We start from the raw sequence: 14216 nt of genomic DNA, 5'->3' as shown, positions 1-14216 counted from the left end.
CGTGTCTCATCTGGTGTCCCGAGCTGTCAGCATAACGGCTAGCCGCGCGGTGGCAAAGGGATGGCTGCGATCGGGGCGGCCAGGCCATGAATGAGGCTTGCCTTGTCGTGTGTCAATTACGTGCTTGGTGTGGCTGGCGCCGAGCGCGCAAGGCTGTGATAGAATGCAGCGCCGCAGATACGTTTTTTTCATTTACGCTGCCGCCGGCCGACATCACCGAAGACGCTTAACGCATGACGCTTCTTGCCCTTGGAATCAACCACAGGACGGCCACGGTCGCGGTGCGCGAGCGGGTCGCCTTCACTCCCGCGCAACTGGACTCGGCGCTGACCCAGCTGCGCCATATTCCCCAGGTGCACGAAGCGGCTGTGCTGTCGACCTGTAATCGCACCGAGCTCTATTGCGTCACCGAGCCGAGCGGCGAGCGAGTCATTCTCGACTGGTTGAGCCACTTCCATGGGTTGCAGCTCGATGAGCTCACCCCCTGCGCCTACCACTATCTGGACAACGATGCCGCGCGCCATCTGATGCGCGTTGCCGTCGGACTCGATTCGATGGTGCTGGGCGAGCCCCAGATTCTGGGCCAGCTCAAGGAGGCGTATCAGTCGGCGCGTCAGGCGAGCGGCCTCGGCGGTGAGCTCGAGCTGCTGTTCCAGCACACCTTTGCGGTGGCCAAGCAGGTGCGTACACGCACCGGCATCGGCCAGAACCCGGTGTCGGTGGCCTATGCCGCTGTGAGTCTGGCCAGCCGCATCTTCGAGGACTTCGGCCGCGCCCGGGCGCTGTTGATCGGTGCCGGCGAGACCATCGAACTGGTGGCCCGGCACCTGCGCGAGGCCGGCGTGCGCGACATGATCGTGGCCAATCGTACCCGGGAGCGCGCCGAGGTGCTGGCCGGCGAGTTCAATGCCGAAGCGATTTCGCTCAACGAGATACCCGACGCCCTGGCGCGCTCCGACATCGTCATCTCTTCCACGGCTGCACCGCTGCCGATCCTGGGCAAGGGCATGGCCGAGCGGGCGCTGAAGAAGCGTCGCCATCGGCCGATCTTCATGGTCGATATTGCCGTTCCTCGCGACATCGAGCCCGAGGTGGGCGACCTGGATGACATCTTCCTGTACACGGTCGATGACCTCAACGAGGTGATCCAGGAGAACCGACGCCACCGCCAGGCGGCCGCCGACCAGGCGGAATCGCTGATCGAGCATGGCGTGCACGTCTGGCTGCATGAGCGGCGCATCCGCGGCGGCGGCGAGCTGATCCGCCGCTATCGCGACCGGGCGGCCGAACTGCGGGAACTCTCGGAGCGCCAGGCCCTGGCTCGGCTGGCCCGCGGCGACGATCCCGAAGAGGTGATTCGCCTGCTCGCTCATCAGCTCACCAACCGGCTGCTGCATCAGCCCACGGTGGCATTGCGCGAAGCGTCCGGGAGCGAGCGGCGCGACCTGCTCAGCGCTGCCGAGGCGCTGCTGCTGGACTCCCCAACCACGAAAATCTGACAGGACACGTCATGAAAGCGACCCTGCGCCAGCGTCTCGATGGCTTCGTCGAGCGCTTCGAGGAGCTCGCCGCCCTGCTGGCGGAGCCCGAGGTGATCGGCGATCAGCCCCGGTTCCGCGACTATTCCCGCGAGTATGCCGAGCTCGAATCCCTGGTCGAGGCTTGGCGCGACTACCGTGCCACCGAGGGGGATCTCGACGACGCCGCACAGTTGGCCGAGGACAGCGACGCCGAGATGCGCGAGCTGGCCCAACTGGAGCTGGTGGAGGGCCGGGAACGGCTCGAACAGCTGGAGGTCCGGCTCAAGCAGTTGCTTGTGCCGCGCGACCCCGACGACGGCCGCAACGTCTTTCTCGAGGTTCGTGCCGGTACCGGCGGCGACGAGGCGGCGCTGTTCGCCGGCGATCTGTTCCGCATGTACTCCCGCTACGCCGAGAAGCAGGGCTGGAAGGTCGAGGTGATCAGCGCCAGTCACGGCGAGCAGGGCGGCTACAAGGAGATCATCTCGCGGGTGAAGGGCGAAGGGGTCTATGCCAGGCTCAAGTTCGAGTCGGGCGCGCATCGCGTGCAGCGAGTGCCGGCCACGGAGTCCCAGGGCCGCATCCACACCTCCGCCTGTACCGTGGCGGTGATGCCGGAAGCCGACGAGGTCGGTGACGTCGACATCAATCCCGCCGATCTGCGGGTGGACACCTTCCGCTCCAGCGGCGCCGGTGGCCAGCACGTCAACACCACCGATTCGGCCATTCGCATCACCCATCTGCCTACCGGGGTGGTGGTGGAGTGCCAGGAGGAGCGCAGCCAGCACAAGAACCGCGCCAAGGCGATGTCGCTGCTGGCCGCCCGCCTCAAGCAGAGTGCCATGGAGAGCCGTCAGCGCGAGCAGGCCGATACCCGTCGCAGCCTGGTGGGCTCCGGGGATCGCAGCGAGCGAATCCGCACCTACAACTTTCCCCAGGGGCGGCTCACCGACCATCGCATCAACCTCACTCTCTACAAGCTGGGCGAAGTCATGGCCGGCGAACTCGACGAGGTCCTCGATCCCTTGGTGCACGAGCATCAGGCCGAGCAGCTCGCGGCGCTGCAGCAGGAGGCCTGAGGTGGCGCCCGAGGGGCAAGGCGGGGCGGTGCGTGAAGATGCCGCCCGCCTCGATGCGCTGCTGGTCAGGGCGAGCGAGCGTCTGGCGCGTTCGGGCTCACCCAGCCCCCGGCTCGATGCCGAAGCGCTGCTTTGCCATGTGCTCGAGGTCGATCGCACCTGGCTCTACACCTGGGGTGACAGACCGGTTTCCACCTTTCAACGCGCGCGCTACGAGGCGCTCGTCGCCGCCCGGGCGTCGGGGCGCCCGGTGGCCTACCTCACCGGTATGCGCGAGTTCTGGGGGCTGCCGCTGGCTACCTCGCCGCATACCCTGATTCCGCGCCCCGATACCGAAACCCTGGTGGAAGTGCTGCTCGAACTGGCGGCCCAACCATCGGGGCGGCTGCTCGATCTGGGCACCGGCACCGGCGCCATTGCGCTGGCCTTCGCCAGCGAGCGCCCCGGCTGGCAGGCGCTTGGCGTCGATCGGGTGCCCGAGGCCGTGGCGTTGGCCACCTCGAACGCCCACCGTCTGGCCATCGGCAACGCCCGGTTTCAGGTCAGCGACTGGTTTGCCACCCTGGCCGGGGAGCGCTACACCCTGGTGGCCGCCAATCCGCCCTATATCGACCCCGCCGATCCTCACCTGGGGCAGGGCGACGTGCGCTTCGAACCCAGAAGCGCGCTGGTGGCGGCCGACTCGGGGCTGGCGGATCTGCGTCATATCGTCAAGCAGGCCGTCGGTCATCTCGAGCCCGGCGGCTGGGTCGCGCTGGAGCATGGCCACGACCAGGCGGCCGCCGTGCGCGACCTGCTGCGTGGCTGCGGATATGTCGAAGTGGCCAGTCGCCAGGACCTGGGAGGGCGGGAGCGCGTCACCTTCGGACGCTTGTCGTCATAGCGTTGAGGGGGCGGTACTGGAGAGGGAGCGGGGGCTGTGGTACACCTGTTCAGGAAATAATTCCAAATGTCGCCATGTTTGTGACACTGAACACCAGCACTGTGCCTGATTGCCGCGCTTTTTCAGGTTGATTTGCTGTCATGGCGACGCTTCACTCACTCTGAATCGGCACCGCTCGACACGACAATGAAAACCAAGACCCGCTCACTGGACCGTATCGACCTCAAGATCCTGCGCTGTCTGCAGGAGAACGCCCGCATCTCCTATGTCGACCTGGCCGCCCAGGTAGGTCTTTCCACCACGCCTTGCCTGGAACGCGTCAAGCGTCTAGAAAAATCCGGGGTCATTCGCGGTTACAAGGCCGTGCTCGATCCGCGCTCGCTCAAGGCCAACCTGCTGGTGTTCGTCGAGATCAGCCTGGAGACCCAGTCGCCGGCGGTGTTCGACGAGTTCCGTCGTGCGGTCTCCCGTCTGCCGCAGATCCAGGAGTGTCACCTGGTCTCGGGCCAGTTCGACTACATTCTCAAGTGCCGAATTCCCGAAATGGCCGCTTACCGTCAATTGCTCGGCGACGTGGTGTTGACCCTTCCCGGGGTCAAGGAGTCGAAGAGCTACGTGGTGATGGAGGAGGTCAAGGAGGAGTTCTCGCTCTACGTTCCCGACATCGAGGAGCTCGAAGGCAAGTAATGGCCATGAATGACGAGGCGCTGCTGCGCTATAGCCGGCAGATCATGCTGGACGCGATCGACATCGAGGGGCAGGAGCGCCTGCTGGCCTCGCGGGTATTGGTGGTAGGCGCCGGTGGGCTGGGCTCGCCGGTGGCCCTCTACCTGGCCGCCGCCGGCGTTGGTCGCCTGACCCTGGCCGATGCCGACGCAGTGGAGCTTTCCAATCTGCAGCGTCAGATCGCTCACGGCATGGCCGACCTCCAGCGTAACAAGGCGTGCTCCGCACGCGACTCGGCGCTGGCGCTCAACCCGGGCTGCGACATACGGGTGATCGAGTCGCATCTCGACGAGGCCGCCCTCGACGCGGTGGTGGCGGAAGTCGACCTGGTCCTCGACTGCACCGACCGTTTCTCCAGCCGCTATGCCATCAACGCCGCTTGCCGCCGAGCCGGTGTGCCGCTGGTGTCGGGAGCGGCGATCCGCTTCTCGGGGCAGCTCGCCGTATTCGACCCGCGCGATCCGGCCGCCCCTTGCTATGCCTGCCTCTACCCGCCGGGAGAGGGCGGTGACGAAGAGCTGCGTTGTGCCGAGAATGGCGTCGTTGCACCGCTGGTGGGGCTGATCGGCTGCTTTCAGGCGCTGGAGGCGATCAAGCTGCTAAGCGGTGCCGGCACCCCGCACCGTGGGCTCTCCACCTTCGATGGCATGACGGGGCAGTGGCGCCACTTCCAGGTTCCACGAGATCCTGCCTGCCCTGTCTGTGCCGGCACCGAGCAGGCAAGATGATGGTTATTATTTGACAGGTTTTGCATGGCGAGTAACCGTCGGGTTACGTTTTGCCACGATTTTATTTTATTAATTTATTGATTTAACAAAATTTTCTTGGGTTTGTGGGTTGGTTTAAGACGCTCGCTTGGAAAATATCGTTGTTGGATACTTGACACTCCCCGTTGGTATGATGCCAGACTAAAGCAACCGCAAGCTGGGTCATTCCAGGAATCGTTGCATGGCCGATGCCGCACACTTTGCAAACCCCGCCTCCTACTACCGAGACTCGGTGGCGGTACGTCTCGAGCAGGCGTGCCCGCCACAGCGCGGGCACCAGCGCGTGGACGTCTGCGTGATCGGTGGCGGCATCACCGGCTGCTCCACAGCACTGCATCTGGCCGAACGCGGCTACTCGGTGGTCCTGCTCGAAGCCCACGAGATCGGGTTCGGGGCTTCCGGGCGCAGCGGCGGCCAGATCCTGCCCGGCCTGGGTACCGACATTGCCACCGTGGAGCAGGCGCTGGGGCGTGAGCGGGCCCGTCAGGTGTGGGAGATGAGCCGTGAGGCCGTACGCCTGACGACGACATTGATCGAACGCCATGCGATTCCCTGCGATCTTGCCTGGGGCTACCTGCATGCCGCGGTGAAGCCGCGTCACGTGCGCGAACTGCAACAGTTTCAGGAGCGCATGGCGCGCGACTACGGCTACGAGGCGCTGGCCTGGCTCGAAGGCGAGGCGCTGCGCGAGCGCGTTGCCACCGATGCCTACCCCGGTGCGCTGTTCGAAAGCGAAGGCGGTCACCTGCATCCGCTCAACTATACCTTGGGCTTGGCGCGTGCTGCCCAGCAGGCGGGGGTGACGATCCACGAGCATAGCCCGGCCCTGGACGTGCGCCGCGGCCAGCCGGCCACCGTGGTGACCGAACACGGCGAGATCAATGCCGATTTCGTGGTGGTGGGGGCCAATGCCTACCTGGGCCGGTTACTGCCGGAGCTGGACGGGCGCATCATGCGTGCGGCCAACTACATCGTCGCTACCGAGCCATTGGGCGAGGCGCGGGCCAGCCAGGTGCTGCCGCGCAACGATGCCATTTCCGATGCCAACTTCGTGCTCGACTACTATCGTCTCTCGGCCGACAAGCGACTGATCTATGGTGGAGAGGTCAGCTACGATGGGCGCGAGCCGCGCGGCCTTCAGCGGCGCATGGATGCCAAGATCGCGCGGCTCTTCCCAATACTCGAGGGCGTTCGCATCGACTACCGCTGGGGTGGGGACGTGGCCATCACGCTCAATCGGGCACCGGACTTCGGCCGGCTCGGCGCCAACGTCTACTATGCCCAGGGTTACTCGGGGCACGGCATGGCACTGGCCGGGCTGGCTGGAAAGCTCCTGGCCGAGGCCATCGCCGGTCAGAGCGAGCGCTTCGATCTCTTTGCCGCCATGCCACACCGCCGCTTTCCGGGGGGCGAGCGCCTGCGCACGCCGCTGCTGGTGCTGGCGACCACCTTCTACAAACTGCGTGACCGACTATAACGACGACAGGTTCGGCAAGAACCGCAACGAGGTTCCCATGAAAGACCTGGAAAGCTGGCTGAAGGAACGACGCATCACCGAGGTGGAGTGTCTGGTCAGCGACATTACCGGCATCGCCCGCGGCAAGATCACCCCCGTGTCGAAGTTCATGGCCGAGAAGGGCATGCGCCTGCCCGAAAGCGTGCTGCTGCAGACCGTCACCGGCGACTACGTCGAGGACGAGCTCTACTATGCGCTGCTCGACCCGGCCGATATCGACATGCTGTGCCGACCCGACAGCTCGGCGGTCTATCCGGTGCCTTGGGCGCTTGAGCCCACCGCCCAGGTGATCCACGACTGCTACGACAAGATGGGCAACCCCATCGAGCTCTCCTGTCGCAACCAGCTCAAGAAGGTGCTGGCGCTCTACGCGGAGCAGGGCTGGAAGCCGGTGGTGGCGCCGGAAATGGAGTTCTACCTGACCAAGCGCTGCGAGGATCCAGATCTACCGCTGCTGCCGCCCATCGGGCGCAGCGGGCGCCAGGAGACCGGGCGGCAGTCGTTCTCCATCGATGCCGCCAACGAGTTCGATCCATTGTTCGAGGACATGTACGACTGGTGTGAGGTCCAGGGGCTCGATATCGATACCCTGATCCATGAAGAGGGGACCGCCCAGATGGAGATCAACTTCCGTCACGGCGACCCCCTGATGCTGGCCGATCAGGTGTTCGTATTCAAGCGCACCCTGCGCGAGGCCGCGCTCAAGCACGACGTGGTGGCGACCTTCATGGCCAAGCCGATCACCAACGAGCCCGGCAGTGCCATGCACATTCATCAGAGCGTGCTGGATGCGGCCACCGGCAAGAGTGTGTTCGCCAACGAGGATGGCTCCATGAGCCAGCTGTTCCTGCATCATATCGGCGGCATGCAGCGTTTCATCCCCGAGGCGCTGCCGCTGATGGCGCCCAACGTCAACTCCTTCCGTCGCTTCCTGCCCGACACGTCGGCGCCGGTCAACGTGGAGTGGGGCGTGGAGAATCGCACCTGCGGCCTGCGCGTTCCCGATTCATCGCCGCAGAATCGACGCATCGAGAACCGTCTGCCGGGGGCGGATGCCAACGCCTATCTGGCCATCGCGGCCAGCCTGCTGTGCGGCTACCTGGGCATGGTGCAGCAGCTCAATCCTTCTGCACCGGTGCAGGGGCGGGCGTTCGAGCGGCGCAACCTGCGCCTGCCGTTCACCCTGGAGCAGGCATTGGAGCGCATGGAGAACTGCAGTGAGCTGGAGCAGTACATGGGCCACCGCTTCGTGACCGGCTACGTCGCGGTCAAGCGGGTGGAGAACGAGAATTTCAAGAAGGTGATCAGCTCGTGGGAGAGGGAGTTTCTGCTGCTGAGCGTCTAGTGGCGCAGGAAGAGTGCCCGGCGGATGACATGGTCGGGCTCATGGATACAGTGCAATTAAAACAACGCAAAGAAGAGGTGCCATCATGTCCTGTCAACGCAAGCTGTCCCTGGCCGTTGCGCTGGGCTCCCTGACCCTGGCCGCTGCGGCCGTTCAGGCGAACGAGGTGCGGGTCTACAACTGGTCGGATTACATCGCGCCGGACACCCTGCAGAAGTTCACCGAGGCCACCGGCATCCGAGTGATCTATGACGTCTATGACAGCAACGAGGTGCTCGACGCGGCGATGCTCGCGGGCCGCTCGGGCTATGACGTGGTGGTACCCTCCAACCACTATCTGACCCGCCAGATCAGCGCCGGCGTGTACCAGGAGCTCGATCACGACAAGCTGCCCAACATGGCCAACCTCAACCCGGAGCTGTTGGACGATCTGGAGTTCATCGATCCCGGCAGCCGCTACTCCATTCCTTACATGTGGGGCACCAACGGCATCGGCTACAACGTCGAGCGGGTCACCGAAATTCTCGGCGATGACGCGCCGCTCGACTCCTGGGCACTGCTCTTCGACCCCGAGATCACCACGGCGCTGCGTCAGGGCGGCTGCGGCATTTCGATGCTCGACTCGGGCGACGAGATGCTCTCACCGGCCATGGCCTATCTCGGTCTCTCTCCGCTCTCCGAAGAGACGGCCGATCTCGAGGCGGCCGGCGACCTGATTGCGGCGGTGCGCGACAACATCACCTACTTCCACTCCTCGCGCTACATCTCGGACCTGGCCAACGGCGACATCTGCGTGGCGGCCGGCTACTCCGGAGACATCTTCCAGGCCGCCGACCGCGCCGAGGAGGCCGGCCGCGACTTCACCATCGACTACATCATTCCCAAGGAAGGCGCGGCGCTGTGGTTCGACATGATGGCGATTCCCGCCGATGCACCGAACCCCGACAACGCCCATGCCTTCATCAATTTCATCCTCGAGCCCGAGATCGCCGCTGCGATCACCGAGTACGTGGTATACGCCAACCCCAACATCGCCGCCAACGAGTATCTCGACCCCGATATCCTCAACGATCCGGCCATCTACCCGGACCAGGAGGTGATGGACAACCTCTACGTGGCCGAGGAGAAGCCGCTGGCCGTGCAGCGGGTACGTACCCGCGTGTGGAACCGGGTCAAATCCGGCATGTGAGGCTTCATGCCGGCCCTTCGGGGCCGGCGGGTTCTTGTCTGGCTAGAGGAGACGCTGCGATGCCGCAGACCCAGACACACACGTCGGAGCCTGTGCAGCGAGCCACGGAGAGAGCGGCCGAAAGCGCTGCCGTGCCGGGCAAGCCGCGACCGGCAAGGGAAGAGGGGCTGATGGAGATTCGTCGCGTCAGCAAGCGCTTTGACGGCGTGCTGGCGGTGGACGACGTCAGTCTGTCGATCCGCCGCGGCGAGATCTTCGCGCTGCTGGGAGGCTCGGGCTCGGGCAAGTCGACACTGCTTCGCATGCTGGCCGGTTTCGAGAAGCCCAGCGAAGGGCAGATCGTGCTCGACGGCGAGGACATCACCACCATGCCGCCCTATGAGCGGCCGATCAACATGATGTTCCAGTCCTATGCGCTGTTCCCACACATGACGGTGGCGCAGAACATCGCCTTCGGTCTCAAGCAGGACAGGTTGCCGCGGCGTGAGATCGAGGAGCGCGTGGCCGAGATGCTCAAGCTGGTGCACATGGAGGCCTACGCCCGGCGCAAGCCGCACCAGCTCTCCGGCGGCCAGCGTCAGCGCGTGGCGCTGGCACGTTCGCTGGCCAAGCGGCCCAAGCTGCTGCTGCTCGACGAGCCCATGGGGGCGCTGGACAAGAAGCTGCGTACCGAGATGCAGCTCGAGGTGGTGCAGATCCTGGAGCGGGTCGGCGTGACCTGCATCATGGTCACCCACGATCAAGAAGAGGCCATGACCATGGCCGACCGGGTGGCGATCATGTCGGATGGCTGGATCGCCCAGGTAGGCACGCCCATGGACGTCTACGAGAGCCCGGCCAGCCGCATGGTGGCGGAGTTCGTCGGTTCGGTGAACCTGTTCGAGGGCGACATCGTGGTCGATGAGGTCGATCACTGCGTGATCGAGAGCCCGGCGCTGAGCCGCCCGATCCGTATCGGCCATGGGGTCAGCACCCAGGCCGACGAGCGCCGGGTATGGGTCGCGCTGCGTCCGGAGAAGACCGGCCTCACCCGCGAACGGCCACAGGGCGACAGCAACTGGGAGGCCGGGGTGGTCGAGGACATCGCCTACCTGGGCGGCCTGTCGGTCTACTTCGTGCGTCTCGAGAGCGGTCAGCTGGTCAAGGCCAGCATGGCCAATACCGAACGTCGCGGCGACAGGCCGCGCTGGGACGAGCCGGTCTTCGTGCACTGGGACGAGCATAGCGCCGTCATCCTGCACGACTGAGCCATCGCCGAAGCCAGGGGAAAACTCATGACCAACCGTATCGTTCGTCTGCGACGGTGGCTCAAGCCCGGTCGCGGCTGGGTCATCGCCGTGCCGTTGCTGTGGCTCACGCTGTTCTTTCTGCTGCCGTTTGGCATCGTGCTCAAGATCAGCCTCTCCGAGGCGGCCATTGCGGTGCCGCCCTTCAGTCCCATTTTCGACTACGCCAACGAGACGCTGAACGTCGTCGTCACCTTCAGCAACTATCTCTTCCTGGCCACCGACACGCTATACGTGGCGGCCTACTGGGGCTCGGTCAAGATCGCGCTGCTGGCCACCGTACTGTGCTTGCTGCTCGGCTACCCCATGGCCTATGCCATGGCCCGGGCACCGGTTCATTGGCAGTTGGTGCTGCTGCTGCTGGTGATGCTGCCCTCCTGGACCTCGTTTCTGATCCGCGTCTACGCCTGGATGGGCATCCTCAGCAACAATGGCCTGATCAACAACTTGCTGATCTGGGCGGGGTTGATTGACTCGCCGATTCGCATGCTCAACACCAACTTCGCGGTGATATTGGGCATCGTCTATGCCTACCTGCCGTTCATGGTGTTGCCGCTCTATGCCAATCTCACCCGGCTCGACGGCTCGCTGCTGGAGGCGGCTTCCGATCTCGGCTCGCGCAAGATCAATACCTTCCTCAAGGTGACCCTGCCGCTGTCCAAGGGCGGCATCATCGCCGGCTCGATGCTGGTGTTCATACCGGCGGTGGGGGAGTACGTGATACCGGAGCTGCTGGGCGGGCCCAATACGGTGATGATCGGTAAGGTGCTGTGGGAAGAGTTCTTCCACAACCGCGACTGGCCGGTGGCCTCGGCGCTGGCGATGGTGATGCTGGCGATCCTGATCGTGCCCATCGCTCTGTTCCATCGTTACCAGTCCCGAGAGCTTCAGGAGTGATGACCATGCGCAAGCCCTCCTTCACTACCGTGATGCTGATCGTCGGCCTGCTGTTTCTCTATCTGCCGATGGTCGTGCTGGTCATCTACTCGTTCAACGCGTCACGCCTGGTGACGGTGTGGGCGGGGTTCTCGACCCGCTGGTACCTGGAGCTGTTTCGCGATCAGCAGATCCTCTCGGCGGTATGGACCAGCCTGCGCATCGCCTTCTTCTCCGCTTCCATGGCGGTGTGTCTGGGTACCCTGGCCGCCTTCGTGATGGTGCGCTTCGCCCGCTTTCGCGGCAAGACGGCACTCTCCAGCATGGTCACCGCGCCGCTGGTGATGCCCGAGGTGATCACCGGCCTGTCGCTGCTGCTGTTGTTCGTGCACATGGCGCAGACCATCGGCTGGCCGGCGGATCGCGGCATGGTCACCATCTGGATCGCCCACACCACCTTCTGCAGTGCCTACGTGGCGGTGGTGGTGGCGTCGCGCCTGCGTGAGTTGGACCTCTCCATCGAGGAGGCCGCCATGGACCTCGGCTCGCGGCCGGTGCGCACCTTCTTCCATATTACGCTGCCGATGATTGCGCCGGCCGTGGCGGCGGGGTGGCTGCTGGCCTTCACCCTGTCGCTGGACGACCTGGTGATCGCCAGTTTCGTTTCCGGCCCCGGCGCCACCACGCTGCCAATGGTGGTGTTCTCCTCGGTGCGTCTAGGCGTCTCGCCGAAGATCAACGCCCTGGCCACGCTGATCATCCTGGCGGTGTCTTTGGCCACCTTCATCACCTGGTACCTTATGCGGCGCAGCGAGGCCAAGCGGAGGCAGGCGATGCTGCAGGACATCACGGCCGGTAGATAACCTTTTCCTTGAGTGTGAGGTAGTTATGTCGAGCAGTGCCAATGCCGAGCACGTGGCGTCCTACTACGCCGCCACGGCCAACCCTTCGCCCGAGCGCCCCGCCCTCGAAGGCGACATCGAGTGCGAGGTGTGCGTGGTGGGGGCCGGCTTCACCGGGATCTCGTCGGCGTTGCATCTCGCCGAGCAGGGGCATGACGTGGTGGTGCTCGAAGCCGCCCGGGTCGGCTTCGGTGCCTCGGGGCGCAACGGCGGTCAGATCGTCAACAGCTACAGCCGCGACATGGACGTGATCGAGGCCAAGTACGGCACCGACACCGCCCGTGCCCTGGGCGACATGGCCTTCGAGGGCAACCGCATCATCCGCGAGCGCATCCGCCAGTACGCCATCGCCTGCGATCTCAAGAACGGCAATCTGTTCGCCGCCTGCAATCGCAAGCAGCTCGAGGGGCTGCGCGAGCACAAGGCGCTGTGGGAGCGGTTCGGCAACCACGAGCTCGAGATGCTGGAAGGCGAGGCCTACAAGCGCGAGGTCGGCAGCGAGCGCTACACCGGTGCCTTGGTGGACCACTCCGGCGGCCACCTGCATCCGCTCAACCTGGTGCTGGGCCAGGCGGCCGCCTTCGAGTCGCTGGGCGGCGTCATTCACGAACGCACCCCGGTAACCGGGGTGCGTCACGGCGAGACGGTGACGCTGACCACTGCGCGCGGCAGCGTGCGCGCCCGGCGCGTGGTGATGGCCGGTAATGCCTACCTGCAAGGGGTGCTGCCGGAGCTAGAGAGCAAGTCGATGCCCTGCGGCACTCAGATCGTCACCACCGAGCCGTTGCCGGAAGCGCTGCGCCGGGAGCTGATTCCCAACGACATGGCAGTGGAGGACTGCAACTACCTGCTCGACTACTACCGCTTCACCGCCGACGGCCGCCTGCTCTACGGCGGCGGGGTCAACTACGGCGGGCAGGATCCGGCGGACATCGCCGCGGTGATCCGGCCCAAGATGCTCAAGACCTTTCCTCAGCTTGCCGATGTGCGCATCGACTTCGCCTGGAGCGGCAACTTTCTGATGACGTTGAATCGCCTGCCTCAGTTCGGCCGGTTCAACGACAACGTCTACTACGCCCAAGGCTACTCGGGCCATGGGGTGACCTGCTCGCATCTGGCGGGTCGGCTGATCGCCGAGGTGATGCGCGGCGAGAGCGAGCGCTTCGATGCCTTCGCCGGCCTGCCTCATTTGCCGTTCCCCGGCGGGCGGCTGCTGCGGGTGCCGCTGTCGGCACTGGGTGCCTGGTACTACGCGACGCGGGACCGGCTTGGCTGGTGAGTGTCGCCAAGGGCTGACACCGGGACAAAAAAAGTGAAAGCCGCTGCGCTACGCTTATTGCCTTGTCTCGACGCCGTATACTGAGGGTAACCCACGGGCGGCATGGAACCGCCGCCCTGCGTCTCTCCTCCACATCGTATCGAGCCGAGCCTTATCAGCCCGGGGCGCGTGGCGTCCTGCAGGAGGAGTGTCATGAATAAATCGATCGTGATCGGTACCACGCTGAGCGTGCTCGGTCTGGGTGGTCTGGCCCTGGGCGCGTGGCAGGTGCAGCAGGACCAGGAGCCGCAGGAGCGCGGCCCCCAGTTTGCCGAGGTCGTGGCGATACAGCCGGTGACGCGCAGCGTCGAGACGCCCCGCGAGGTGTGTGAGGACGTGGTGGTGCACCAGCAGGCGCAGGCGCCCAGCCGCGATCCGCATCGCATCGCCGGCACCGCAGCGGGAGCCGTGGTGGGTGGCCTGCTGGGCAATCAGGTCGGCGGTGGCAGCGGCAAGACCCTGGCCACCGTGGCGGGTGCGGTCGGTGGCGGCTACGCCGGACGCGAGATCCAGGGCCGCATCGAGGCCAACCAGACCCAGACCTACACCACCACGCAGCGTCAGTGTCACACCGTCATGGACAGCTCCGAGGAGACCGTCGGTTACGACGTGACCTGGCGTCATGGTGAACTGACCGAGGTGTCGCGGCTGGATCACCGGCCCCAGGGCAACCGCGTGCTGCTCGACGAGGGCCTGCCGCGCTGGGACCTGCCGCTGGCCAGCGCGGACGGTTGATTCCTTCCCTTCGTTATCTTTCCCGTCCTGCATTGCCCCGGCTCAGGCCGGGGCGCCGCTTGCCTGGTTGGCAT

Annotated in this window: 13 protein-coding genes; all 13 read left to right on the top strand. The window is 65.1% G+C overall.

Features of this window, described 5'->3' with window-relative positions; genetic code table 11:
• The first annotated feature begins 233 nt into the window (after window positions 1-233).
• Entirely contained in the window at window positions 234-1499 is a 1266-nt protein-coding gene (gene hemA, locus HOP53_RS07355) for a glutamyl-tRNA reductase (protein WP_234269386.1), read from the top strand.
• A gap of 11 nt (window positions 1500-1510) precedes the next feature.
• Window positions 1511-2599, top strand: coding sequence for a peptide chain release factor 1 (prfA, locus tag HOP53_RS07350; protein ID WP_234269385.1), 1089 nt, complete (start codon window positions 1511-1513; stop codon window positions 2597-2599).
• Between the two features lies 1 nt (window position 2600).
• The gene (gene prmC / locus HOP53_RS07345; protein WP_338073293.1) at window positions 2601-3482 is read left to right on the top strand and encodes a peptide chain release factor N(5)-glutamine methyltransferase; all 882 of its coding nucleotides are present in this window, start codon (window positions 2601-2603) and stop codon (window positions 3480-3482) included.
• A gap of 186 nt (window positions 3483-3668) precedes the next feature.
• Window positions 3669-4169, top strand: a complete 501-nt coding sequence (locus tag HOP53_RS07340; protein WP_086509881.1) for a winged helix-turn-helix transcriptional regulator — start codon at window positions 3669-3671, stop codon at window positions 4167-4169.
• Window positions 4170-4174: 5 nt separating this feature from the next.
• Window positions 4175-4936, top strand: a complete 762-nt coding sequence (locus tag HOP53_RS07335) for a HesA/MoeB/ThiF family protein (protein WP_234269712.1) — start codon at window positions 4175-4177, stop codon at window positions 4934-4936.
• A 220-nt stretch (window positions 4937-5156) separates the two neighbouring features.
• Window positions 5157-6452 (top strand): NAD(P)/FAD-dependent oxidoreductase, encoded by a 1296-nt coding sequence (locus HOP53_RS07330; RefSeq protein WP_234269384.1) that lies wholly within the window; start codon window positions 5157-5159, stop codon window positions 6450-6452.
• A gap of 37 nt (window positions 6453-6489) precedes the next feature.
• Window positions 6490-7836 (top strand): glutamine synthetase family protein, encoded by a 1347-nt coding sequence (locus tag HOP53_RS07325; RefSeq protein ID WP_234269380.1) that lies wholly within the window; start codon window positions 6490-6492, stop codon window positions 7834-7836.
• Between the two features lie 85 nt (window positions 7837-7921).
• On the top strand, window positions 7922-9025 hold the full coding sequence (locus tag HOP53_RS07320; RefSeq protein WP_234269379.1) for a polyamine ABC transporter substrate-binding protein: 1104 nt from the start codon (window positions 7922-7924) through the stop codon (window positions 9023-9025).
• A gap of 170 nt (window positions 9026-9195) precedes the next feature.
• Window positions 9196-10272, top strand: a complete 1077-nt coding sequence (gene potA, locus HOP53_RS07315) for a polyamine ABC transporter ATP-binding protein (protein ID WP_234269711.1) — start codon at window positions 9196-9198, stop codon at window positions 10270-10272.
• 27 nt (window positions 10273-10299) lie between these two features.
• Window positions 10300-11208 carry an ABC transporter permease subunit gene (locus tag HOP53_RS07310; protein ID WP_234269378.1) on the top strand — a complete coding sequence of 303 codons (909 nt, stop codon included), beginning with the start codon at window positions 10300-10302 and terminating at the stop codon, window positions 11206-11208.
• Window positions 11208-12050: an ABC transporter permease subunit gene (locus tag HOP53_RS07305; RefSeq protein WP_234269377.1), complete on the top strand. Its 843-nt coding sequence runs from the start codon at window positions 11208-11210 to the stop codon at window positions 12048-12050. The genes HOP53_RS07310 and HOP53_RS07305 overlap by 1 nt, the downstream gene beginning before the upstream one ends.
• Window positions 12051-12075: 25 nt before the next feature.
• On the top strand, window positions 12076-13368 hold the full coding sequence (locus HOP53_RS07300; protein WP_234269376.1) for an NAD(P)/FAD-dependent oxidoreductase: 1293 nt from the start codon (window positions 12076-12078) through the stop codon (window positions 13366-13368).
• A gap of 192 nt (window positions 13369-13560) precedes the next feature.
• The gene (locus HOP53_RS07295; RefSeq protein ID WP_234269375.1) at window positions 13561-14142 is read left to right on the top strand and encodes a glycine zipper 2TM domain-containing protein; all 582 of its coding nucleotides are present in this window, start codon (window positions 13561-13563) and stop codon (window positions 14140-14142) included.
• Window positions 14143-14216 lie beyond the last annotated feature (74 nt).

Source organism: Billgrantia ethanolica (assembly GCF_021404305.1).
Classification (GTDB): Bacteria; Pseudomonadota; Gammaproteobacteria; order Pseudomonadales; family Halomonadaceae; genus Halomonas; species Halomonas ethanolica.
Note: the sequence above shows the minus strand (reverse complement) of the source record. Positions and strands in the feature narration are given on the sequence as shown.

Coding starts and splice junctions, on each gene's coding strand:
- hemA (WP_234269386.1), top strand. CDS start 234: ATGACGCTTCTTGCCCTTGGAATCAACCACAGGACGGCCACGGTCGCG.
- prfA (WP_234269385.1), top strand. CDS start 1,511: ATGAAAGCGACCCTGCGCCAGCGTCTCGATGGCTTCGTCGAGCGCTTC.
- HOP53_RS07340 (WP_086509881.1), top strand. CDS start 3,669: ATGAAAACCAAGACCCGCTCACTGGACCGTATCGACCTCAAGATCCTG.
- HOP53_RS07335 (WP_234269712.1), top strand. CDS start 4,175: ATGAATGACGAGGCGCTGCTGCGCTATAGCCGGCAGATCATGCTGGAC.
- HOP53_RS07330 (WP_234269384.1), top strand. CDS start 5,157: ATGGCCGATGCCGCACACTTTGCAAACCCCGCCTCCTACTACCGAGAC.
- HOP53_RS07325 (WP_234269380.1), top strand. CDS start 6,490: ATGAAAGACCTGGAAAGCTGGCTGAAGGAACGACGCATCACCGAGGTG.
- HOP53_RS07320 (WP_234269379.1), top strand. CDS start 7,922: ATGTCCTGTCAACGCAAGCTGTCCCTGGCCGTTGCGCTGGGCTCCCTG.
- potA (WP_234269711.1), top strand. CDS start 9,196: ATGGAGATTCGTCGCGTCAGCAAGCGCTTTGACGGCGTGCTGGCGGTG.
- HOP53_RS07310 (WP_234269378.1), top strand. CDS start 10,300: ATGACCAACCGTATCGTTCGTCTGCGACGGTGGCTCAAGCCCGGTCGC.
- HOP53_RS07305 (WP_234269377.1), top strand. CDS start 11,208: ATGACCATGCGCAAGCCCTCCTTCACTACCGTGATGCTGATCGTCGGC.
- HOP53_RS07300 (WP_234269376.1), top strand. CDS start 12,076: ATGTCGAGCAGTGCCAATGCCGAGCACGTGGCGTCCTACTACGCCGCC.
- HOP53_RS07295 (WP_234269375.1), top strand. CDS start 13,561: ATGAATAAATCGATCGTGATCGGTACCACGCTGAGCGTGCTCGGTCTG.